19 protein-coding genes and 1 pseudogene are annotated in these 21,075 nt (G+C 75.3%); 14 read left to right on the forward strand and 6 right to left on the reverse strand.

Annotated elements, in window-relative coordinates; genetic code table 11:
• Nucleotides 1-25 precede the first annotated feature (25 nt).
• The 3 genes from ABWI04_RS22650 to ABWI04_RS22660 all read left to right on the forward strand — a co-directional run bounded on the left by ABWI04_RS22650 (nucleotide 26) and on the right by ABWI04_RS22660 (nucleotide 1,528).
• Entirely contained in the window at nucleotides 26-355 is a 330-nt protein-coding gene (locus ABWI04_RS22650) for a hypothetical protein (RefSeq protein WP_345176779.1), read from the forward strand.
• Nucleotides 356-430: 75 nt separating this feature from the next.
• Complete coding sequence (locus ABWI04_RS22655; protein WP_353833698.1) at nucleotides 431-982, forward strand: hypothetical protein; 552 nt, start codon at nucleotides 431-433, stop codon at nucleotides 980-982.
• A gap of 276 nt (nucleotides 983-1,258) precedes the next feature.
• On the forward strand, nucleotides 1,259-1,528 hold the full coding sequence (locus ABWI04_RS22660; RefSeq protein ID WP_353833699.1) for a WXG100 family type VII secretion target: 270 nt from the start codon (nucleotides 1,259-1,261) through the stop codon (nucleotides 1,526-1,528).
• A 97-nt stretch (nucleotides 1,529-1,625) separates the two neighbouring features.
• Here ABWI04_RS22660 and ABWI04_RS22665 read toward each other — a convergent pair whose 3' ends face one another.
• The 3 genes from ABWI04_RS22665 to ABWI04_RS22675 form a co-directional block, all read right to left on the reverse strand.
• Nucleotides 1,626-6,140: an FtsK/SpoIIIE domain-containing protein gene (locus tag ABWI04_RS22665; protein WP_353833700.1), complete on the reverse strand. Its 4,515-nt coding sequence runs from the start codon at nucleotides 6,138-6,140 to the stop codon at nucleotides 1,626-1,628.
• A 38-nt stretch (nucleotides 6,141-6,178) separates the two neighbouring features.
• Nucleotides 6,179-7,120, reverse strand: coding sequence for an NAD-dependent epimerase/dehydratase family protein (locus ABWI04_RS22670; RefSeq protein WP_353833701.1), 942 nt, complete (start codon nucleotides 7,118-7,120; stop codon nucleotides 6,179-6,181).
• Nucleotides 7,121-7,181: 61 nt separating this feature from the next.
• Nucleotides 7,182-7,655 (reverse strand): SRPBCC family protein, encoded by a 474-nt coding sequence (locus ABWI04_RS22675; RefSeq protein ID WP_345176789.1) that lies wholly within the window; start codon nucleotides 7,653-7,655, stop codon nucleotides 7,182-7,184.
• Between the two features lie 179 nt (nucleotides 7,656-7,834).
• On the opposite strand from ABWI04_RS22675, the gene ABWI04_RS22680 reads away from it, so the two are divergent.
• Entirely contained in the window at nucleotides 7,835-8,536 is a 702-nt protein-coding gene (locus ABWI04_RS22680) for a TetR/AcrR family transcriptional regulator (protein WP_345176792.1), read from the forward strand.
• 734 nt (nucleotides 8,537-9,270) lie between these two features.
• Here ABWI04_RS22680 and ABWI04_RS22685 read toward each other — a convergent pair.
• Complete coding sequence (locus ABWI04_RS22685; protein WP_353833708.1) at nucleotides 9,271-9,678, reverse strand: pentapeptide repeat-containing protein; 408 nt, start codon at nucleotides 9,676-9,678, stop codon at nucleotides 9,271-9,273.
• On the opposite strand from ABWI04_RS22685, the gene ABWI04_RS22690 reads away from it, so the two are divergent.
• The 9 genes from ABWI04_RS22690 to ABWI04_RS22730 all read left to right on the forward strand — a co-directional run bounded on the left by ABWI04_RS22690 (nucleotide 9,668) and on the right by ABWI04_RS22730 (nucleotide 18,573).
• Nucleotides 9,668-10,636 (forward strand): hypothetical protein, encoded by a 969-nt coding sequence (locus ABWI04_RS22690; protein WP_353833702.1) that lies wholly within the window; start codon nucleotides 9,668-9,670, stop codon nucleotides 10,634-10,636. The two genes, ABWI04_RS22685 and ABWI04_RS22690, sit on opposite strands and share 11 nt — an antisense overlap.
• On the forward strand, nucleotides 10,637-11,938 hold the full coding sequence (locus tag ABWI04_RS22695; RefSeq protein WP_345176800.1) for a TadA family conjugal transfer-associated ATPase: 1,302 nt from the start codon (nucleotides 10,637-10,639) through the stop codon (nucleotides 11,936-11,938). It abuts the gene before it with no gap.
• A gap of 19 nt (nucleotides 11,939-11,957) precedes the next feature.
• Nucleotides 11,958-12,896: a type II secretion system F family protein gene (locus tag ABWI04_RS22700; protein WP_353833703.1), complete on the forward strand. Its 939-nt coding sequence runs from the start codon at nucleotides 11,958-11,960 to the stop codon at nucleotides 12,894-12,896.
• Nucleotides 12,893-13,810 (forward strand): type II secretion system F family protein, encoded by a 918-nt coding sequence (locus ABWI04_RS22705; RefSeq protein WP_345176806.1) that lies wholly within the window; start codon nucleotides 12,893-12,895, stop codon nucleotides 13,808-13,810. The genes ABWI04_RS22700 and ABWI04_RS22705 overlap by 4 nt, the downstream gene beginning before the upstream one ends.
• Nucleotides 13,811-13,862: 52 nt before the next feature.
• Nucleotides 13,863-14,084, forward strand: a complete 222-nt coding sequence (locus tag ABWI04_RS22710) for a Flp family type IVb pilin (protein ID WP_089314798.1) — start codon at nucleotides 13,863-13,865, stop codon at nucleotides 14,082-14,084.
• 5 nt (nucleotides 14,085-14,089) lie between these two features.
• Nucleotides 14,090-14,530: a TadE family protein gene (locus ABWI04_RS22715; RefSeq protein WP_345176809.1), complete on the forward strand. Its 441-nt coding sequence runs from the start codon at nucleotides 14,090-14,092 to the stop codon at nucleotides 14,528-14,530.
• A complete protein-coding gene (locus ABWI04_RS22720) occupies nucleotides 14,527-14,985 on the forward strand; it encodes a TadE family protein (RefSeq protein WP_345176811.1) in 459 nt (152 codons plus the stop codon). The genes ABWI04_RS22715 and ABWI04_RS22720 overlap by 4 nt, the downstream gene beginning before the upstream one ends.
• Nucleotides 14,982-15,467 (forward strand): TadE/TadG family type IV pilus assembly protein, encoded by a 486-nt coding sequence (locus ABWI04_RS22725; protein WP_353833704.1) that lies wholly within the window; start codon nucleotides 14,982-14,984, stop codon nucleotides 15,465-15,467. Before ABWI04_RS22720 ends, ABWI04_RS22725 begins: the two co-directional genes overlap by 4 nt.
• 64 nt (nucleotides 15,468-15,531) lie before the next feature.
• Nucleotides 15,532-18,573 (forward strand): BTAD domain-containing putative transcriptional regulator, encoded by a 3,042-nt coding sequence (locus tag ABWI04_RS22730; protein ID WP_353833705.1) that lies wholly within the window; start codon nucleotides 15,532-15,534, stop codon nucleotides 18,571-18,573.
• A gap of 9 nt (nucleotides 18,574-18,582) precedes the next feature.
• Here ABWI04_RS22730 and ABWI04_RS22735 read toward each other — a convergent pair whose 3' ends face one another.
• Nucleotides 18,583-19,797 carry a YncE family protein gene (locus ABWI04_RS22735; RefSeq protein ID WP_353833706.1) on the reverse strand — a complete coding sequence of 405 codons (1,215 nt, stop codon included), beginning with the start codon at nucleotides 19,795-19,797 and terminating at the stop codon, nucleotides 18,583-18,585.
• A 214-nt stretch (nucleotides 19,798-20,011) separates the two neighbouring features.
• On the opposite strand from ABWI04_RS22735, the gene ABWI04_RS22740 reads away from it, so the two are divergent.
• Nucleotides 20,012-20,674 (forward strand): pyridoxamine 5'-phosphate oxidase family protein, encoded by a 663-nt coding sequence (locus tag ABWI04_RS22740; RefSeq protein ID WP_353833707.1) that lies wholly within the window; start codon nucleotides 20,012-20,014, stop codon nucleotides 20,672-20,674.
• An 18-nt stretch (nucleotides 20,675-20,692) separates the two neighbouring features.
• Here ABWI04_RS22740 and ABWI04_RS22745 read toward each other — a convergent pair.
• Nucleotides 20,693-21,075 (reverse strand): annotated as a pseudogene (locus ABWI04_RS22745) (hypothetical protein); the annotation flags it as partial.

Raw genomic sequence — 21,075 nt, forward strand, 5'->3', positions numbered from 1 at the left:
GGCGCGGACGGCGAGGGAGGCGGTCGTGCGGTTTCTGATCGTTCTGGTGGCGCTGGCGGTGGCGGCCGTGGTGGTCGTCCTGCTGCTCTACGGGTTCTCCGACCGGTCGTCGCGGAGCCGGGCGCGGCTGGAGGACGGCGCCCGGTGGGAGGCGCACACCGAGTCGACCGGCGGCGTCACCACGGTCGTCGTCCGGCGGGTCTCCCGCGGCGGCGCCGGGGAGGTGCTCGCGGAGATCGGCCGCCAGGCCGTCGCCGCCATTCCGGACGGTGATCCGGAATGGGAGGAGCGCTACCACGAGGCGATGGCGCGGGCCCGCTCGCGCGTCGCCGCACTGGAGAGCGAAGCGGACTGAACCGGCGTTCCTCCCACGGTCCGGCCGTGTAATGTCGGCTCGGACCCACCAGCCTTTGATCAGCGGGAGAGGCCGATGGTTCGCCCGTGGCCCCGGGCCGGACTGGCGGTCGTGCTGGCCGCCTGCCTGCTGGCGCCCTCGTCGGGCGTGCGCGGGCCGACCCCTGCGGTGGAGGACTACCTCACCCGCCAGCTCACCGTCGCCGCGAACTCCTACCTGGAGCGCCGTTCCCAGGCCCTCGTGCAGAAGGACGGCCGCGACCGCGGCGCCGCCCCCACGGAGGTGCTCGGCGTGCGGATCTCCCCGTCGCTGGTGCGGTCGCAGGAGAACGCCGTCCGGGAGCTGGAGACCCGCAACCGCGCCCCCGTGGAGGGCGGCCCCGCCTACACCGGGGCCCGCACGCGCCTGGACGAGGGCCGCGCCGTCCGCACGGGCGACCGCATCACGCTGGAGGCGGTGGAGCACACGGAGATGCGCTACGGCCTCGGCGGCCGCGGGAAGGTCACCCAGTCGGTGCGGCGCCGGTTCGAGTTCCGCGCGTCCGGCGAGCAGATCACGATGGTCGGCGAGCGGGTCCTGGACCCGGGGGCGCACCCGGTGAACGACCCGATCGGCGAGAACCGCTGACGCGCCGCTCCTCCCTTTCTTGCGGCGATCTCCATTCACATCCGGAAACCGCTCTGAAATTCTCTTGACGCGCAGTAATTATCCTCGTCACAAGCCGTTCGGCTTCGCCCTCGCTGGCCACATCCGGACAGGCCGTCATGGTGGGAATGTGGCCGTTTCGACGGGGGATACCCGGGGGGTCGCTGGATGGATGTGATCGGTGGGGCGTAGGCTGGCGCCATTCCTGCGGCAGCGGCTGGAAACGTTCCAACGATCAGCGAGGAAAGGGCCGGGGCGATGGGTGACAAGCGCGGCGCCAACCTGGGCGAGCTAGAGGAACTGTCCCGCATCTTCAGCAAGCACTCCCGCAACCTCGACGCCCTCATCAAGGACCTCAACGGCCGCACCGTGAGCAGCAGCGCGGCCTGGTGGGGCCCCGGGGCCGACCGCTTCCGCGCCTCCTGGGCCGAGGCCAAGACCGCCTTCGACAAGATGGCCCTCGCCCTCGAACAGGGCAGCCAGGACATCCGCAGGTCCCAGCAGAACATCGAGGCCGCCACGCGCTGAGCCTCCGCGAGCCGCGGGTCCCGGCCCATCCCCCCGAGGCCGGGACCCGCCTTTTTTCTTCGCCCGGCGCCCTCCGCCCGGCGGAGGCCGGTCGCGATCAGTCGGAGCCGACCGGAGGGGGAAGCGCCACCTGGATCCGGGTGGTGGCGCCCGCGGCCACGAACAGGCCCCGGCCGGTGGGCCCGCCCAGCGGCGCGTTGCGGGGCAGGCGCAGCCCGAACAGGTCGCCGTCGTCCGGGGAGTCCACCGACAGCAGGACGCCCGACCGCGAGCGCCGGGTGTCGGACAGGAAGCCCCGGTAGCCGCGGCCCAGATCGTCGGTGGTGCCGCCGATCACGACGGCGTGCTCCCCGTCCCGGGCGGTGCGCAGGACGCCGCTCAGGGCCTCGTCCAGCTCGGTCTCGTCCAGGAGCTCGGCGTCGTCCACGACCACCGCGAAGCGGTGCTCGTCGCCGATCGCGCGTTCCAGGTCGTCGGCGCCGGCGTCGGACGTCAGCACGCCGAGCACGCCGGGCCGGCCCGCCAGCAGGCGCAGCGGGGAGCGGCGCGGCGTCACCAGGACGACCGGGACGAGCCCGCCGCCGACCGCGGGGTCGAGCAGCGACTGGACGATCGTCCGCAGCGTCGTGGAGCGGCCCGAGCGGGGCGGCCCCGCGACGGCGAACCCCGGGCCCTCGTTGAGCAGGTCGACGCCGACGGGCGCGAGCGTGTCGCCGCCGACGCCGACCAGCGCCCACAGCGCCGAGGGGGCCAGGAACTCCGGGTCGAGCGACATCGCCTCCCGATAGGTGACGCGGACCGGCAGCTCGTCCACGTGCAGGGGACCCCGGCGGCGCGGCAGCCGGCCGTAGCGGGACACGCAGCTCCGGGCGATCTCCTGCAGGGCCGCGACCTGGGCCGCGCCGGACGCGTCGTCCCCGAGGAGCGCGATCTGCGACTCGCGGGGAGGCGCGCCGGGCCCCGCGGGCTCCAGGGCGCGCCCGGGCGGCATCTCGGCGGGGATCTGCCGGTCCTGCAGGCCGCCGTACCCGTAGTCGTTCGGGTCGGCCATGCGCAGGATGAGGCGGCGGTCGAAGACCGTGGAGACCTGCCCGCCGAGACCGGAGCGGTCGCCGGTGAACACGGCGCGCAGCCCGGCCGCGGCGCCCTCGCGCAGCAGCCGGACGACCTGGTCGACGAGGCGCCCGTAGTCGTAGTGCTCGAACGCGCCGAGGAAGCCCTCCCAGCGGTCCAGGAGCAGGACCATCCACGGGAGGCGGTCGGTGGCGGCGACGGCGGCGCGCTGCTCGGCGAGGGAGGAGAACCCCGCCTCGGCGAGCACCTGCTGGCGGCGGGCGACCTCGGCGGAGAGCGCGGTGAGGAGGCGCTCGCAGCGGTCGAGCTGGTCGCGGGTCACGACGGCGCCGCAGTGCGGCAGGGAGACCAGCGGCAGCAGGGCGTTCGCGCCGCAGTCGACGGCGTACAGGTGCGCGTCGTAGGGGGAGCACGCCCCCGCCAGGGACCCGGCGATCGTGCGCAGCGCCGTGGAGCGGCCCGACTGCGCGGACCCGGCGATGTAGAGGTGGCCGCCGGCCGCGAGGTCGAGCGTCAGCTCCTCGCGGGACTGGACGGCGGGCAGGTCGGTGACGCCGAACGGGATCGGCGGGACGTCCACGACGGAGCCGCCCGCGGCGGTGCGGGGCGCCAGCGCGACCCGCTCGGGCAGCGGGCTCAGCCACGGCGAGGGCTGCCGGGCGATCCCGGCGCGGCGCGCGGCCTCGTCGACCGCCTGGACGAGCACGCCGAGGTCGGTGGCGAGCACGGCGTCGTCGGCCGCCTCGCGCGGCGCGGGCAGCGGATGGCCGAGGCCCTGCCACGGCAGCGGGTGGACGGTCGGCCCGCCGGACCCGGACGCGGCCCCGGGGCGGCGGCCCCCGATCCGCGCCGACTGGACGGCCTGCGGCGACGACGCCCCGGAGCGGACGTAGCAGCGCCCGGGGGTGGACTTGGAGATCTGCGCCGCGTCAGGGGAGTCCAGGACGTCGGCGGACTCGTCGGGGTCGGTGACGCGCAGCGCGATGCGCAGGTTGGTGTTGGCGCGGATGTCGGCGGTGACGACCCCGGCGGGGCGCTGCGTGGCGAGGATGAGGTGGACGCCGAGGGAGCGGCCCCGGCGGCCGATGTCGACCAGGCCGGCGACGAAGTCGGGCAGCTCGGTGACCATCGCGGCGAACTCGTCGATGACCAGGACGAGCCGCGGCACGGCCGGCAGCCCCGGATCGGCGGGGCGCAGGTCGTCGTAGTCGTCGACGTCCTTGGCGCCCGCGCCGAGCAGGATCTCCTCGCGGCGGCGGAGCTCGGCGGCCAGCGACTCCAGGGCGCGCTCGGTGGCGTGGCCGTCCAGGTCGGTGACCATGCCGACCGTGTGGGGGAGGTCCGCGCAGTCCTTGAACGCCGCGCCGCCCTTGTAGTCGATGAGGACGAACGTCATCTCGTCGGGGCGGTTCGCCACGGCGAGCGAGGCGATGAGGGTCTGGAGCAGCTCCGACTTGCCCGCGCCCGTGGTCCCGGCGATGAGGCCGTGGGGGCCGTCCGCGCGCAGGTCGATCTCGTAGCGGCCGCCCGAGGCGAGGCCGACGGGGACGCGGGTCGTCCGGCCGCCCGTCCTGTTCCACGACTGCAGGACGTGCTCGGCCGTGGGCTCGGGCATGTCGAGAATGTCCAGGAGCCGCACGTCGGCGGGGAGCGAGTCCTCGGCGTCCCCGCGGGACACGTCCCGGACGGGGGCCAGCGCGCGCGCCACCCGGTCGGTCCAGGTCGCGGAGACCTGGTCGGCGAGGACGGGGCCGACGGCGTCCAGGCCCCGCCCCTGGAGCAGGAGCGTCGAGTGCCGCTGGGCGTCCCAGGCGGCGACGGCGCTGCACTCCTCGGGGAGCAGCCGCTCCTCGTCGTCCACGCAGATGGCGTAGAGCCCGTACTCGGCGCCGCGCGACAGCAGCATCGGCATCCCCGGGATGCGGCGCAGCGCGCGGGCGCCGTCCAGGACGATCAGGATGTTGTACGGCGCGCCGTCGGCGGGCCGGCCGCCCTGGCCGAAGAACGACGACTCGGCCTGCGCGGCCCGGCGCCGCTCGGTCACCCGGATCGCCAGTTCGGTGACGCGGTGCGCCGCCGACTCGGGATCGGTGCCGACGAGGGCCACACAGTCCTCGCCCTCGCGCGGCGCGCAGTGGGGCAGCCAGCGCACCCAGTTCCACTCGTGCCCGGCGTTCTGGTCGGCGGACAGCACGACGATGGCCAGGTCGCGGGGGCTGTGCAGGGCGGCGGCCTGCGCGACCATCCAGCGGGCCAGGGCGCGCGAGGCGTGCCGGGGCCCGGTCAGCCCGACGACGCCCAGCTCGGTGAGGGGCAGCACCACGGGGACCTGCCGGGCCTTCGGGACCCGGAGTCCGCGCCCGTCGGAGGACGGCCCCTCCCGCTCGCCTCCGGCGCCGCCCGCCGGCTCGGCGTCCCCGGTCAGCTCGATGCGGGCGGGCAGGTCGGCGAGGCCCACCCGCAGGTGCAGGACGTCGGGGTCGTCCCGGCGGCGTTCCCACAGGCGGCGCCGCGGGCCCGTCGCGGTGAGCAGGACCTCGGCGGCGTCGGGGTGCAGCGCGCGGCGCTCGGCCTCGTCCTCGCGCCGCAGCCGCTCCAGCTCGCCGTCGAACTCGCCCGCCTTGCGGTGGTACTCCTTCAGCGACTTCTTGTAGGACTTGCGGCCGTGCATCCGGTCGCCGAGCCACTCGCCGAGCGTCATCACCGGCCAGGCCAGCGCGAACAGCGCCCACCACCACTGGCCGAGCCCGAACGCCATGGCGAGCCCGAACGCCGAGAACAGCAGCGCGCCGAAGAGCCGGAGCCGCTCGCGCGGGTTGCGTTCGGGGCGCTTCGGCACCTCCAGCGTCCGCGCCCGCCGCGGCCGGTTCAGCCGCGGCGGCCGGTTGAACGCGAGGCCGCCCTCAGGCAGGGGCTCCAGGTGGGTGTCGGGGGCGGCGCACGGCGCGAGGGCGAGCACGCTGGCCCCCACCGTCAGCAGCGCGCCCATCGGCCACGCCGTCTTCGCGCCGAGGGGCGTTCCGTCCAGGACGACCGCCCCCTGCATCGTCAGGGCGGACGCCTCGACCTGGACGGCCGTGCGCTCGACCGTCAGCCGCAGGGACCGGGCCGGGACGGACGGGTCGTCCAGCACCACGTCGACGTCGTTCCCGGACCCGATCGTGCAGACGCCGAGCCCCAGCCGGTGCACGGACCCGGCGGCCGGGCCGCCGACGACGCGCACCTCGACCAGCCCGGTCGGCTCGGTCAGCACGGTCGCGGCGGCGCCGCGCCGCTCGACCGCCACGACGGCGCCGTCCCGCAGTTCCTTCACGGCGAGCGCCTGCGGGTCCAGCATCCGGCCGTCCATCCAGAGGGCCTTGCGCGCGCCCCGGGACAGCAGCGCGTCCTTGGAGAAGCGCGGGGCGGGGACCGCGGGACGGCCGTCCAGCGTGGCGGCGAGCGTCTGGGCGACGCCGTCCACGGTGGCCTCGGAGTCGAGGTTGAGCACCACGTCGCGGGGGCCCCCGCCGGTCAACGCCGTGAACGAGATCCGCATCCGAGCCCTCCGACGTCCGCGGGACAACCGGGCCTAGCTTAATTACCCGTCCCCTCCGCCATCCGGGAAGCCGACACGACCGCCTTCAGGGCGTCGTCCAGCGGTGTCGGGGCCATCCCGAAAGTCGACTCGAAGGCCGAGGAGTCGAGGATGTAGGGCTTGTCGAACTGGTACCGCGTCTCCCGCAGCTCCCTGAGCATCGGTGAGAGGAGCCCGGCCGCGTTGAAGACCGCGCGGGGAACCTCGCTGATGCGCGGCGCCGGCGCTCCGGCGATCTCGCACAGCCGCTCCCCGACCTCGACCGTGGACACCGCCGGGCCGGTGGGGACGTGCCAGGGACGCCCCCAGGCGCGCTCGTCCGTCCCGGCGATGGCGAGGGCCTGCGCGACGTCCGGCAGGTACGTCCACGCGTGCGGGACGGACGGGTCGCTGAAGTACAGGACGCGCTTGCCCGCCAGCAGCGGCTTCACGAACCGCGTCTCGCCGATGTAGGCCTGGTCGGTGCTGCGCGGCCCGTAGTAGTCGGACCCGCGCAGCTCGGTGACCCTGGCGCGGCCCGCCTCGTGCGCGGCCAGGGCGTCCTTCCACATCCTCGCCCGCACCCGCCCCTTGGCGCCGGTCGCGGCGAGCGGCAGGTCCTCGGTCATCGGCCCGTCCACCGGTCCGTATCCGTACAGGCAGCTCAGCGTCACGAGGACGGCCCCGGTGTCCTCGGCGGTCCCGAGGAGGGACGCGGCCATCGGCGGCCAGTCCTGCGTCCACCGGTGGTACCGCGGATTGACGCAGTTGTAGAGCGCGTCGGCCCCCTTGGCGATCCCGGTGAGGCGGTCCCGGTCGGCGACGTCCGCCGCGACCCGCTCGACCCCGTCCGGGCCCGACCCGGACCGGGTCACGACGACGACGTCGTGCCCCCGCCCGGTCAGCAGTTCGGCGAGGTGCGTCCCGACCTGCCCGGCTCCGACGATCACGTGCCTGCCCATGGTTCTCTCCCTGACGGTGGTGTGTGCCCGGTGGTGTGTGCTCGGTGTTGCGCGCTCCGCCTCAGGCGGAGGCCTCGACGTGGTCCTTGAGGGCGGCCAGCCGGGCCTCGTGGCCCGCGCGGAGCTTGTGCTCCCCGTAGATCAGCCGGATCAGCGGGCCGTCCAGCGACTCCTGCACGGTCACGCGGGTCCGGCCGCCCTCGTCGGCCAGGACCAGCCGGTCCACGGCCCGGTAGAGCGCGAGGAAGGTGCCCGTCCAGCTCAGCTCCCGGCCGGGGTCGACCACGGCGAAGCGGGACCGCAGGGGCGTGCCGCCCTGGCTCCAGCGGAACTCCCGGCCCGGCTCGACGGCGTCCAGCTCGCGGAGCCTGAAGTCGGGCGCCCAGGCCTCCCAGCCGCGCAGGTCGGCCAGGACCTCCCAGACCCGCGCGGCCGGCGCGTCGATCAGGACGGTGGAGGCGCTGGTGACGGGCGCGGCGTCGTCGATGCGTCCGCGCAGCGCGTAGTCGTCGTGCAGGGTCGTGAGGCTTCGCATGGCCGGCTCCTTGTTCGGTGCTCCGTTACGAGAGCAATGCTCTCTGAGGAGAGCGGTGTTGTCAAGAGCAGTGCTCTCGAAGAAGTTCGTCGCTCTCAAAACAGCGCGGCGCTCTGCTAGCCTCCGGAGGACGGGCAGGACGAAGGGGCCGGCGGAAGGCCGTCCCCGAGGAGGTGGGCATGAGCGCGGGGCAGACGGCGCGCGAGCGGGTCCGGGCGGAGATGGTCCGGGAGATCACCGAGATCGCGAGGCGGCAGCTCGCCACCGACGGCGCCGCGGGGCTGTCGCTGCGCGCGGTCGCCCGCGAGATGGGCATGGTGTCGTCGGCGATCTACCGGTACTTCCCGAGCCGCGACGACCTGCTGACCGCGCTGATCATCGACGGCTACAACGCGGTCGGCGAGGCCGTCGAGCGCGCCGACGCCGGGGCCGGCGCGGAGCACTACGGCGGACGCTGGCTCGCCGTGTGCCGCGCCGTCCGGGAGTGGGCCCTCGCGCACCCGCACGAGTACGCGCTGCTCTACGGGTCGCCGGTCCCCGGCTACAAGGCCCCGGAGGAGACCGTCCCCGCCGCCGTGCGGGACACCGTCGTCATGGCGCGGATCGTCGCCGAGGCGCACGCCGCCGGCGAGCTCGACCCCGCCGGGCCGTGCCCCCCGCCGCCGGCCGCCATCGCCGAGGACATGGCCCGCGCACGCGCGATGCTCCCCCTGGACGTCCCTGGCGACGTCATGGCGCGGGCGTTCACTGCGTGGGCCGCTTTGTACGGGACTGTCAGCTTCGAATTGTTCGGCCAGTACAACAACGTGATCGAGGAACGGGCCGCCTATTTCGACCACACGTCGACCCTGCTCGCGCGCCTCATCGGCCTGAAACCGTGACCGGGCGGGCCCTCCCGCCCGTCCGGCCCGGGGGTCAGTGACGGATGTGACTGGTGGTAAGTGGCCATGTGATCCGTGAATTCGCAGGTCATCGCCGTGTGCTCGGATATGGGGGCGCTCGGCTCCCGCGAATCCATTGACGTGACCTCTCCGCCCCCGCGAGCATGGATCGCTCGACGACGCGGACTCCGGTGGGACGGGGCCGGGTCAGGGCGGGAAGGAGCGCGTGGGCAGCGCGATGAAGGCCAACCAGTCGACCATCTCCGGCGGCGGCGCGGCGGGCTCGTCCGGCGGGACGGGACTCGGCCGGTCGGGGCTCGGCACCTCGGGAGGGCAGCGGCTCCCCGCGTCCTCGCGCGAGCGCAGACCGGCGCTCGCCGCGCTGGCGGTGCTGCTGATCCTCGGCGGCGCCCTCGCCAGCGCCTACCTCGTGATGGCCAGCGGCGAGCGGGTCTCGGCGATCCGCATCGCCCAGCCGGTCGCGGCCGGGCAGCGGATCCCGGCGGGCGCCCTCGAAGAGGTGCAGATCGGCGACACCGGCATCCAGTACCTCAAGTGGTCCGAGCGGGCGAAGGTGAGCCGGTACTTCGCGGCCGTCCCGCTGGTGAAGGGCGCGCTGCTGACCAACTCCATGATCAGCCCGGCCGACGCGCCCACCAGCGGCCGGCTCGTCGTCGGGCTCGCGCTCAAGCCGGGCCAGATGCCCTCCGGGAACGTCACCCGCGGCGCGCACGTCACCCTGTTCGCGGTCGGCGGCGGGACGGGCGGCGGGCCGCGCGCCGGGACCGTCCTCGCGCGGGACGCGGTCGTGCTGAACGTCGGCGCCGGGGACGGCGGCGGCCCGACGCGGCTGCGGTCCGAGCAGACGAGCGTCGACGTCGCCGTGCTCCCGGCCGACGCGGCGCGGGTGACGCAGGCGGCCTCCGCCGGGACGGTCGCGCTCGCGCTGCTCCCGCCCGGCACGAACGTCTCGGTGCCGCCCGCGGCGCCCGAGGGCTCGGACGGCGGCAACGGCGTCCAGCCCGTCCCCGGAACCGGCACTCCCGGAGCCGGCACTCCCGGAGCCGGCACCCCCGGAGCCGGCACTCCCGGAGCCGGCACCCCGGGCCCAGGCACGGGCGGTAACTGACGGTGGCACTCATCGCGCTGGCGGCCGACAAGGGCGCGCCGGGCGTCACGACCGCGGCGGTCGCGCTCGGCGCCGTGTGGCCGCGTCCCGTGCTCGTCGCCGAATGCGACCAGGCGGGCGGCGACCTGGTCTACCGGCTGCCCTCCGCCCAGCCGGACGGCGACGCCGACGGCGGCATGCTCAACCCCTCGCGCGGGCTGCTCAGCCTCGCCGCCACGGCCCGCCGCGGGCTGCGCCCCGACCAGGTCGCCGAGCACTGCCAGCGGCTCTCCGGCGGCCTCGACGTGCTCGTCGGCGTCACCAACGCCGAGCAGGCGCACGCGATGACGTGGCTGTGGGGGCCGCTCGGCCGGGCGTTCGCCGGCCTCGCCCCCGTCGACGTGATCGCCGACTGCGGGCGGCTCGGCGCGGCCAGCCCGCTGATCGACCTCATGCACGAGGCCGACCTCGTCGTCCTGCTCACCAGGGCCACCCTGGAGCAGGTCGCCCACCTGCGCGAGCGCGTCGCCGCGCTGACCGCGGAACTGCGCGGCGGGCCGCCCGTCGGCGTGCTGGTGCTCGCCGACCCGCGCGACTTCCGCGGCTCCATCGCCGAGGTCGACCGGATCCTCGCGGGGGTGCGCGGGCGCGCCGCCGACGCCGCGCAGGGCCCTCCGCCGCCGGACGTCACCGTCCTCGGCGGCCTGGCCCTCGACCCGAAGGGCGCCGACCTGCTGTCCGGCAGCTGGGGCGGGCGGCTGGACCGTTCGCTGCTCATCCGGTCGGCGCGCGAGGTCGCCGCCGACCTGGTCGGGCGCCTGCCCGCCGCGGTCTCCGCCGCGCCTCCCGCCGGGCCCCCCGGAGCGCCTCCCGCGGGGCACGACGTCCCGCTCCCGCCGGGACCGCCCGAGCAGCCGCCGCAGGGACCGCCGCCGCCGCGGCAGGCGCCGCACGTCCCCGCGGGCGGCGGGCACGAGGAGGGGAGGCGCTAGATGGACCACGCTCTGGTCAAACGTCTCCGCCAGGAGGTCGGCGACCGGCTGGCCCGGCAGCGCCGGCTGGACGCCGCCAACGGGCTCCCGCCGATGTCCGGGGAGGACGAGCGGCAGTTCGCCCGCGCCCTGATCGGCCAGGTGCTGGAGGAGTTCGCGCGCGGCGAGATCACCTCGGGGCGCCGGCCGCCGAACGCCGAAGAGGAGGAGGCCCTCGCCGCCGGCGTGCACGCGGCCCTGTTCGGCGTCGGCCGGCTCCAGCCGCTGCTGGAGGACCCCGAGATCGAGAACATCGACATCAACGGCTGCGACCGCGTGTTCCTCGGCTACGCCGACGGCCGCGAGGCCATGGGCGAGCCCGTCGCCGAGAGCGACGAGGAGCTGGTCGAGCTGATCCAGATCCTCGCCGCCTACAGCGGGCTGTCCTCGCGCCCGTTCGACACCGCGAACCCGCAGCTGGACCTGCGGCTCCCGGACGGGTCGCGGCTGTCGGCGGTGATGGACGTGACCGTCCGCCCCGCGCTGTCGATCCGCCGCGCCCGCCTCGGCAAGGTGTTCCTCGCCGACCTGGTCGGCAACGGCACGATCACGCAGGAGGTCGGGCAGTTCTTCCGCGCCGCCGTGCACGCCCGCAAGAACATCATGATCGCGGGCGCGACCAACGCGGGGAAGACGACGCTGCTGCGCGCCGTCGCCAACGAGATCCCGCCGCACGAGCGGCTGATCACCGTCGAGCGCGCCCTCGAACTCGGCCTCGACGCGTTCCCCGAGCTCCACCCGAACTGCGTCGCGTTCGAGCAGCGGCTGCCGAACTCCGAGGGCCAGGGCGCGATCTCGATGGCCGAGCTGGTCCGCCGGTCGCTGCGGATGAACCCGTCCCGGGTGATCGTCGGCGAGGTCCTCGGCGACGAGATCGTCACGATGCTGAACGCGATGACGCAGGGCAACGACGGATCCCTGTCGACGATCCACGCCAACTCCTCGGCGGAGGTCTTCAACCGCGTCGCCACGTACGCGATCCAGTCCGAGGAGCGGCTGCCGGTCGAGGCGACCCACATGCTGATCGCGGGCGCGATCGACTTCGTGGTGTTCATCGAGAAGCGCAACGACTACGCCTCCGGCGGCCGGCTGCGCCGCTACGTGGCCAGCGTCCGGGAGGTCACCGGCGTGGACGGGCGCGTGCTGTCCTCGGAGATCTTCGCGCTCGGGCCCGCCGGGTACGCCGTCCCCGCGGCGCCCATCGCCTGCATCGCCGACCTGGTCGAGCACGGCTACGACCCGTCCGCCGGGGGGTCCTGGTGACGCGCGGGGGTGACGGCTGATGTACGCGCCGGACGTGATGCTCGCCGTCGTCACCGGCGCCGCGGTCGGCGGCGGCCTCCTGCTGCTGATCGTCGCGATGCGCGGGCTGCCGCCGCGCCGCGGGCCCGCCCGCGGCCGCAGCCGCGAGGACCTGGTCCGCACCCTCACCACCCGCACCGCCCTCGCGGTCATCGTCGGCGCCGTCGTGCTGATCGTGACGCGCTGGCCGATCGCCGCCGCCGGCACCGGCGCGCTCGTCCTCGCCTGGAACGGCCTGGCGGGCGGCGCCGCCGAGGAGCGCAGGGGCATGGCGCGGCTGGAGGCCCTCGCCGCGTGGACGGAGTCGCTCCGCGACACCATCGCCGGCGCCGTCGGGCTGGAGCAGGCCATCCCCGCCTCCCAGCGCGCCGCCGCGCCGGCCCTCCAGCAGCCGCTGCGCAACCTCGTCGACCGGCTGCACACCCGCGTCCCGATGCCGGAGGCGCTGCGCCGGTTCGCCGACGACCTGGACGACCCGTCCGCCGACCTGGTGATCGCCGCACTGATCCTGAACGCCAAGCTGCGCGGCCCCGGGCTGCGCGACATGCTGGGCGCCCTCGCCGACTCGGCCCGCGCCGAGCTGGACATGCGCCGCCGCGTGGAGGCCGACCGCCGCGCGACCCGGCGCAGCGTCCGGATCGTCGTCGCCGTGTCCGTCGGGACGGCCCTGGCGCTCGCCGTGTTCAACCACTCCTACGTCGAGCCGTACGACGACGTCCTCGGGCAGCTCGTCCTCTGCATCGTCGTCGCCCTGTACGGCGCCGCCTTCCTGTGGCTGCGCCGCCTGTCGCGGTACGAGATGCCCGGCCGGTTCCTCAGCGAGCCGCGCGGGGCCGCCCAGCCCGGCGTGCCCGGCGAGGTGCCGAGCACCGTCGCGGGCTGGCAGGGCCGCGCCGCCGAGGGCGGTGGCGTCCCGTGAACGCCGCGATGATCGCCGGGGCCGTCGTCGGGTTCGGCCTGTACGTGCTCTTCCGGGCGCTGTTCCCGTCGCGGCCCGGCCTCGCCGCGCGGATGGCGGCGCTCGACGCCGCCCGCCGCCGCGACCTGGAGCAGCGGCGGTCCGGGACGCCGGCGCCGACGCCGGGACGGTTCGGCGGGACGCGGGAGAAGCTCGGACGGGAACTGGCGCGGATGTGCGAGGCGCGCGGCTGGCGGCTGCGGTCGGTCCGCGCCGACCTGGCGATCACCGAGCGGTCGCTGGAGGCGTTCCTCGCCACCAAGTTCCTGCTGCCCGCCGCCGCGCTGGTGTTCATCCCGCTGGTCGTCGCCTACTTCACGCTGCTCGGGCTCGGCTCCTCGGTCGCCGTCCCGGTGTGGATCTGCGTGCTGTTCGCCGGCCTGTTCTTCTTCTTTCCCGACATGCAGCTCCGGCAGGAGGCGCAGTCGCGCCGGCAGGACTTCCGGCACGTCGTCGGCGCGTTCCTCGACCTGGTGTCGATGAACCTCGCGGGCGGCCGCGGCGTCCCCGAGGCGCTGATGACCGCCTCGAACGTCGGCGAGGGCTGGGCCATGCACCGCATCCGCGACGCCCTGGCCAACGCCCGCATCACCGGCCAGACGCCCTGGCAGGCGCTCGGCGGGCTCGGCGAGGAGGTCGACATCGCCGAGCTGCGCGACCTCGCGGGCGCGCTCGCGCTGGTGTCCGACGACGGCGCCCAGATCCGCAAGTCCCTCGCCGCCCGCGCCGCGTCGATGCGCAGCCGCGAACTGTCGGAGCTGGAGGGCAAGGCGGGCGAGCGCTCCCAGTCGATGCTCATCGCGCAGCTGTTCCTGTGCGCCGGCTTCCTGATCTTCCTCGCCTATCCGGCCCTCATGCGGGTGCTGGCCTCATGACCGCGAACCTTCCCCGACCCGTTCACCGACCCACGCCCCTGGAGCTGTCACGATGAGCCCGCTCAATCCCTTGAACGACCCGGCCGTCGTCTACCTGCGCGCCCTGCTCGGCACCCGCCTGGCGCGACTGCGAGACGAGGAGGAGCGGTGCCGCGGCGCGTCCGCGATCGAATGGGCGATCATCACCGCGATCCTCGCGCTGATCGCGATCACGATCGGGGCGGTGATCCAGAAGAAGATCCAGGACAAGGCCAACAGCATCAACACGGGCTGACCGCCGTGCGGCCCAGGGAACCCGGCGCCTCCTCCGACGCGGGCGCCTCGTCGATGGAGTGGGCGCTGCTCACCCCGGTCCTCATCATGATGATGCTCGCCGCGGTGCAGTTCGCCATGGTCTTCCACGCCCGGCACGTCGCCCTCGCGGCGGCGCAGTCGGGCGCCCGCGTCGCGCGCACCTCCCCGGTCGGCGGCGGCTGGGAGGGCGCGGCGACCGCGAAGGCGTCCTCCAGCGTGCGCGAGATCGGGCCGAACCTGCTCGGCGGGCTCCAGGTCCGGGCGGGGGAGGAGAACGACGAGCGCTGGGTCGAGGTCAGCGGCGAGGCCGTCCAGGTCGTCCCGTTCATGAGGTTCCACGTGTCGCAGCGCTCGCAGGGCCCGATCGAGTGCTTCCGTCCCGACGTCGGTTCCGGGACGGCGTGCCAGCGGGGAGCGGGCGGATGAGGGCCCGCCTGCCGCGCCTCGTCGCCGACGGCGGGTCCATGTCGCTGGAGATGGTCCTCGTCACGCCCATCTTCGTCGCGTTCCTGCTGTTCCTCGCGGGCGCGGGGCGCATGGTGGACGCCAAGAGCCAGGTGGACGGCGCGGCCCGCGACGCCGCCCGCGCCGCGTCCATCGCGCGCAGCGCGGGAGACGCGGAGGGCCTCGCCTCCGACACCGCGTCCGCCGGGCTGCGCGGCACCTCCTGGTGCTCCGGCGGCCCCACCGTGGAGACCGACGTGTCCGGCTGGGGGCCGGGCGGCAGCGTCGACGTGACCATCACCTGCGACGTCGACCTCGGCGACCTGGCGTTCATCGGGCTGCCCGGCAGCAAGCGGCTCCAGGGGCACGCGATCGCGCCCGTCGACACCTACACCTTCCGCGGGACGGACGACGAGCCGCCGGAGGACACGCCATGACGGGACCGCGCAAGGCGCCGGGACGGCGGGGCCGGCCGGAGGCACGGGCCGTCGGCGACGGCCGCGACCGGGGCACGATCGCGATGTACACGGTGCTGTTCACCCCGGTCGTCATCCTGCTGGCCGGGCTGCTCGTGGACGGCGGCCTCGCCATCCACGCCCGGCAGCGCGCGGCGGACATGGCCGAGCAGGCCGCCCGCGCCGGCGCGAACCAGATCGACCCCGACGCCCTGCGGCAGACCGGCAAGCCCGTCCTCGACCCCGGCAAGGCCCGCGCGGCGGCGTGCGACCTGCTGGCCTCCTACAGCGACCAGGTGACCGGGTCGCGGTGCGACGCCGACGAGCAGGAGGTCGCCGTCAGCGTGCGGATCAGCGTGCGGCCCCAGCTGCTCGGGATCATTCCGGGCTTCGGCGAGTTCCAGATGACCTCCAGCGCGACCGCCCGCCCCGTCACGGGCGGACCGGGAGGAACGAACCCGTGAGCATCGGCGAGAACAGATCTACCATGAGGACGACGTCCAGGGACCGGAGAACGGCAGGGGCGCGATGGTGACGCGGCAGGAGCGCAGGACACCCGTCCGGGTGCGGAGGCAGCGCAGCGCGGGCGACGTGCTGGCGGGGATCGGGGCGCTCGTCCTGCTCGCCGCGCTGATGGCCGGCGTCCCGTTCGCGCTGTTGACGATCTTCGGTTCGCCGCTGCCGGACCACGTGCCGTCCGCGTCCGACCTCACGCACCGGGTGGGCCCCGGCTCGCTCATCGCGATCCTCGTGGTGCTGGTGTGGCTCGCCTGGATCCAGCTCGCGGCGTGCGTGGTCGTCGAGGTGTACGCGGGGATCCGCGGCGTCGGCGTCCCCGCGCGGGTGCCGCTCGCGGGCGGGACGCAGTCGCTCGTGCACCGGCTCGTCGTGGCGGCGCTGCTGCTGTTCACCGCCACCACTTCGATCATGCCGGCGCTCTCCGGCGGGCTGGCCCAGCGTCCGCCCGCCGTGCAGATGCAGCCGCAGGCGGCGGAGTTCCACCAGATCCCCGAGGCGCCGGAGCGGCCCGCCGCCGCCCCGGCCGCCGAGAACCTCGCCGCGAGCCCGGCCGAGAAGGCCGCCACCACCAAGATCTACCGGGTGCGTCCGCCCGAGGGCCGGCACCACGAGTCCCTGTGGGAGATCGCCGAGAAGTGCCTCGGCGAGGGCCGCCGCTACAACGAGATCTACTCCCTCAACAAGGGCCACATCCAGCCGGACGGGACGCGGCTGACGATCGCGAGCCTGATCCGTCCCGGCTGGATCCTGGAGATGCCCGCGGACGCCAAGCACGCGCAGGTCATCCCCACCAAGGACCTCCAGGACTACTTCCGGCACGGGCACGCCGTCCCCGACGCCCCCGCCAGGCCGAACCCGGCCCCGCCCGCGGCGCCGAAGCCCACCCCGCCGGCGCAGCAGACGCCGCCGCAGCAGCAGACGCCGCCCACGCATCAGGCGCCACCGACCCATCAGGCGCCGCCCACGCACGAGCCGCCCACACACGAAGCCGAGCCGACGCAGCCGCCCGCGTCCCAGGCCCCGCCGGTCGTCCCGCGGCCGTCGGCCTCGCCGACCCCGGCGCCGCAGCACACCGAGCCGAAGGCGCCCGCGCCGGAGAAGTCAGGGCCGGAGAGGACGGAGACCGCGCAGCCGCCCGCGCACGACGGCGGGTCGGAGAGGCCCTCGGCCGAGACCGGCGACAGGTTCGACGTGAGCTGGCCGCACGGACTCGCCGCGGCGTCGCTCCTCGCCGCCGGGCTGCTCGGCGCGCTCGGCCGGCGCCGCCGCACCCAGATGTGGCACCGCGCGTTCGGGCACATGATCGTCCGGCCGGAGGGGGCGGCCGTCGAGGCGGAGCGGGCCCTGCGGATCGGTGCGGACGACGACGCGGCGCGGCTGCTCGACCTCGGGCTTCGGCACATGTCCAAGTCGATGGCGGCGGGCGGGCGCGCCCTGCCGACCATCTACGGCGTGCACCTCGGGCGCGGCAGCCTCGACCTGTGGATCGCGCCCGCCGACCGGAACCCGCCCGCGCCCTGGCAGGCGTTCGACGACGGGCAGGTGTGGCGGCTGGGCGCCGACGCGCTGCCGGGCCTGGAGGCCTCCGACCTCGCCGACGTCCTCGCCCCCTACCCCGGCCTGGTCTCGATCGGCACGAACGACAACGGCCGCATCCTCGTCGACCTGGAGGCCGCGCACGGGCTGATCGCGCTGCGCGGGCCCGAGGAGACCCGCCGCGCCGTGCTGTCGGCGGTCGCGCTGGAGCTGGCCACCAACCGCTGGTCCGACCACATGCGGATCACGCTCGTCGGGTTCGACGCCGAGCTCGGCGAGGGCCTGGCGGAGATCGCCCCCGACCGGGTCCGGTCCGTCCCGACGCTGGAGGACGCGCTGCCCGAGCTGGAGGGCCGCAGCGAGGAGGTGCGGCAGGCGCTGGCCGCGTCCGGCGTCGACTCGGTGCTCACCGGGCGCTGCCGCGGCGTGTTCGGCGAGGCGTGGATGCCGCACTACCTGATCATGGCCGACCAGCCCCCGGAGCGGGACGCCGACCGGCTCGTCGCGCTGGCCCGCACCGGCACCCGGATGGCCGCCGGCTACCTCGTGCCCGGCGACGTGCAGGGCGCCACCTGGACGTGGGACGTCGACGCCGCCGGGCGCCTGACGGCCGGCGTGCTCGGCTTCGACGTCGAGGCGCAGCTGGTCGGCGACGACGACTACCGCGGCGTGTTCGAGCTGTTCCGCACGGCCGCGCGGCTGGAGCCGGTGGAGCTGCCCGGCCTCGCCGGAGGCGAGGAGCCGCCGACCGCGCAGGAGTCGTCGGTGGAGGTCCGGCTGCTCGGCCCGATCGAGGTCGACGCGCCGGGGCCGATGGACGAGTCCCGCCGCGAGCTGTGCACGGAGCTGCTGGTGTACCTCGCGGCACACCCGGAGGGCGTCCATCCGACGGTGCTGTCCGGCGCGGTCTGGCCGCGCGGCGTCTCCGCCGGGGTCCGCGACGCGTGCGTGGCCCGCGTGTCGGACTGGCTCGGCCGCGACGCCCGAGGCCGCCCCAACCTGTACTACGACGACCGGGGCCGGATCCGGCTCGGCTCCGAGGTGCGCGTCGACCTGAACGTGTTCCGGTGGCTGGTGTGGCGGTCGGCGGCCGAGCCGGCGTCCGAGACCGCCTACATGGCGTACGCGCTGGACCTCGTCCGCGGCCCGCTCCTCGCCGACCGGCCGCGCGGCCGGTACGCCTGGCTCGCCGACCACGACCTGGAGTTCGAGGCGCCCGCGCGGGTCATCGACGTCGCGCACCGCCTCGTCGTGCTGCGGCTGGAGGAGGGCGACCCGCGCGGCGCGGTGGGCGCGGCCCGCGCCGGGCTGCGGCTCGCCCCCGAGGACGAGGGCCTGTGGCGCGACCTGCTCCGCGCCACCCACGCGACCGGCGACGTCGCGCAGGTCCAGGTGGCCGTGGACGAGCTGCGCGGCCGCGTCGTCCGGGACCCGCTGTTCGACGGGCTCCAGCCCGAGACCGAGGCGCTCGTCGAGGAGCTGCTCCCCGACTGGCACCATGTCGGTTCGCGCTAGCCGGCCCCGCTAGCGGTACAGGCCGGTGCCGCCCAGCGAGTAGCGGCCGGGCTGCGGATGCACGCACATCCCCGCCGGGCGCCCGCCGACCCGGACGGACCGGACGACGTGCCCGGTCCGGGTCGAGACGGCGTAGACGAGCCCGGCGGGGTCGGCGAGCCACAGGGCCGTCCCGTCCGGGGACACCCCGCCCGGCGCGGGCGAGCCGCCGCCGGGCAGCGGCCAGCGCGCCGCGACCCGCCGCGTTCCGAACTCGACGGCGGTGACGGCGCCGCCGCCGACGACGAAGAGCCGGCGCGCGTCCCTGCTGATCGCCAGGCCCCGGGCGCCGGCCCCCGTCCGGACGAACCCCAGCGGGGTGAACCGCCGGGCGTCCACCAGCCACACCCCGCCCTGCCGGGCGTCGGCGACGTAGAAGGCGGACCCGTCGGGGGACAGGCGCAGGTCGCCGGGCCGCGCTCCGCCGGGCAGCCGCAGCGTGCCGGAGACGGCGCGGCTCGCCAGGTCGACGCGGGCGAGCACGCCGGCGGCGGCGCACGTGGCCACCAGGGACGCGCCGTCGGGGGTGAAGTCGGCGTGGCCGGCCGCGCACGGCAGGGGCGCCGTCCCCCGCGCCGCCATCGTGCGCGGGTCGCGCACGTCCATCCGGTCCGGGCGGCGTGCCAGGACGAGCGCGTCGCGGCCGTCGGGGGAGAAGTAGAGCCCGGTCGGCGCGGTGACCCCGACCGGGCGGCCCAGTCTCCCGCTGCGCGGACCGAGCGGGACGAGCAGGCCGTTCGCGCGGTCGGTGGCCCACAGCCGCCGCAGATCCCACGACGGCGCCACCCGCGACGCCGGCGCCCCGGTGTGGAACCGGCCGACGAGCCTGAGCCCGGCGGGGTCGAGGACGTCGACGTACGGGCCGTTCGGCACGTACAGCCGTGCCGGGAGCCCGCGGGCCGCCGGGGCGAGCATCCCGGGGCCGGTGGCGGCGTAGACGCGGCCGCCCGCCGGCGCGAGGGGCACCCCGCCGGGCGGCCCGGACTCGGACGCGCGCGGCGCGCCGCCCGGACGCGCCGGCAGGTAGGGCGCCGGTCCGCCGAGCCCGACGACCGGGTCGTCCGGGGAGCCCTCCCCGGGCCGGTAGAAGGGGACGGGCGACTCGCACCCGGCCAGGCCGGTCAGCGCGAGGGCCGCGGCGAGCGGCAGCGCGGCGGCCCGTGATCGTCCCTTGTGAGGTTGCATGCGCGGTCTCCCCCATTCACGGCGGGGACCTTACCTAGGGACGACGTTCTGCATCCGGCTAATTGCCAAACGTGTTCGCTGCGGAGACGGTATCGGGTGCCGGCCGGTCTGCGGGGTGCGCGGTTCACCGCCACGAACGGCGCAAAGTCCGCCGGCCCCTCTAAAAAAACACTTACGTCTGTTAGATTCGGTCCCGTTCTGAGGGGAGCGATCGATGACCCTGGCGCACTGGCCCGACACCGTCGACGACATCATCGGCGGCGACCAGGCCGTCATCCTCGCCACCGTCACCCCGGCCCGCGGGGTGGTGCTCACCCCGGCCACCAACTTCGGCGCACGTGACCGCGACGGCGGAACCGTCACGGTGAACAGTTCGGTCGGAGGCTGGAAGAAGCTCCAGCGCATCAAGCGCGAGCCCAAGGTCGCCCTGGCCTTCCACGCGCGCGACCACGGCTACAGCGACCGGCCTGAATACGTGCTGGTCCAGGGCACCGCATCGCTCTCGGCCCCGCTCGGCGACTACCCCGAGACGCTGGGCGCCGACTCCGGCGCCGACGGCTTCCCCATGGTGATCCCCGTCTCCGTCATCGGCGACGACCAGGACGGCATACTGCTCGACCCGCCTCCCGGGATCCTCCCCGACGGCGGGCGCCGCGCCGGCCTGACCGCCCACTCCTTCACCAAGTACGTCCAGGGGCAGCACCAGCGCGTCCACACCGGCTGGCTGGAGAACGGCCCTGAGGTGCGCTACGCCCCGCACACGGAACTCGCCTACCGGACGCCGCCGTCCAGACTCGTCTACCGGCTCGGAGTGGGCGCCGCCATGCGCGTCGCCCACCGACGCGCGCGCCGCGCGGGCCACGACATCCTCCGCTGAGGCGCCGCGGCCGGTCCGTCAGTCGGACTTGCCGATGCCTATGCCGAACTCGCGGTAGACGCGCTCCCAGAAGCCGTCCCGCAGCCAGGTGCGGGCCTCCTGGTAGGGGCGCAGCGAGCCGCCGAGCTCCTTCTCCGCCTCGATCAGCAGCTCCTTGTCGATGACGGGCGGCAGGATCGGGCCGGGCAGCAGGTCGCGGATGTTGTCCCGGCCGCGCTCGAAGATCCACTTCTGGGCGACGTGCTCGCCGATCTCCAGCATGTGGTCGCGGTCGGGGCCGAGCTTGCCGTCGGACGGCGCGGCCGTGGCGGCGGCCGCGGTCCCGGCCTCGTCGGCGAAGTGGTCGAGCTGCGGCAGCGAGAACCGCAGCGTCTGCGCGAGCACCGCGACGGTCACGGCGA

This window comes from Actinomadura sp. NPDC000929, from assembly GCF_040492065.1.
In the GTDB taxonomy this organism is placed as follows: Bacteria; Actinomycetota; Actinomycetes; order Streptosporangiales; family Streptosporangiaceae; genus Spirillospora; species Spirillospora verrucosospora.

Bases quoted from the DNA above. Each gene is read 5' to 3' on its own strand.
- ABWI04_RS22655 (WP_353833698.1), top strand. From the start codon at position 431: ATGGTTCGCCCGTGGCCCCGGGCCGGACTGGCGGTCGTGCTGGCCGCC.
- ABWI04_RS22660 (WP_353833699.1), top strand. From the start codon at position 1,259: ATGGGTGACAAGCGCGGCGCCAACCTGGGCGAGCTAGAGGAACTGTCC.
- ABWI04_RS22665 (WP_353833700.1), bottom strand. From the start codon at position 6,140: ATGCGGATCTCGTTCACGGCGTTGACCGGCGGGGGCCCCCGCGACGTG.
- ABWI04_RS22670 (WP_353833701.1), bottom strand. From the start codon at position 7,120: ATGGGCAGGCACGTGATCGTCGGAGCCGGGCAGGTCGGGACGCACCTC.
- ABWI04_RS22675 (WP_345176789.1), bottom strand. From the start codon at position 7,655: ATGCGAAGCCTCACGACCCTGCACGACGACTACGCGCTGCGCGGACGC.
- ABWI04_RS22680 (WP_345176792.1), top strand. From the start codon at position 7,835: ATGAGCGCGGGGCAGACGGCGCGCGAGCGGGTCCGGGCGGAGATGGTC.
- ABWI04_RS22685 (WP_353833708.1), bottom strand. From the start codon at position 9,678: ATGAGTGCCACCGTCAGTTACCGCCCGTGCCTGGGCCCGGGGTGCCGG.
- ABWI04_RS22695 (WP_345176800.1), top strand. From the start codon at position 10,637: ATGGACCACGCTCTGGTCAAACGTCTCCGCCAGGAGGTCGGCGACCGG.
- ABWI04_RS22700 (WP_353833703.1), top strand. From the start codon at position 11,958: ATGTACGCGCCGGACGTGATGCTCGCCGTCGTCACCGGCGCCGCGGTC.
- ABWI04_RS22710 (WP_089314798.1), top strand. From the start codon at position 13,863: ATGAGCCCGCTCAATCCCTTGAACGACCCGGCCGTCGTCTACCTGCGC.
- ABWI04_RS22720 (WP_345176811.1), top strand. From the start codon at position 14,527: ATGAGGGCCCGCCTGCCGCGCCTCGTCGCCGACGGCGGGTCCATGTCG.
- ABWI04_RS22725 (WP_353833704.1), top strand. From the start codon at position 14,982: ATGACGGGACCGCGCAAGGCGCCGGGACGGCGGGGCCGGCCGGAGGCA.
- ABWI04_RS22730 (WP_353833705.1), top strand. From the start codon at position 15,532: ATGGTGACGCGGCAGGAGCGCAGGACACCCGTCCGGGTGCGGAGGCAG.
- ABWI04_RS22735 (WP_353833706.1), bottom strand. From the start codon at position 19,797: ATGCAACCTCACAAGGGACGATCACGGGCCGCCGCGCTGCCGCTCGCC.
- ABWI04_RS22740 (WP_353833707.1), top strand. From the start codon at position 20,012: ATGACCCTGGCGCACTGGCCCGACACCGTCGACGACATCATCGGCGGC.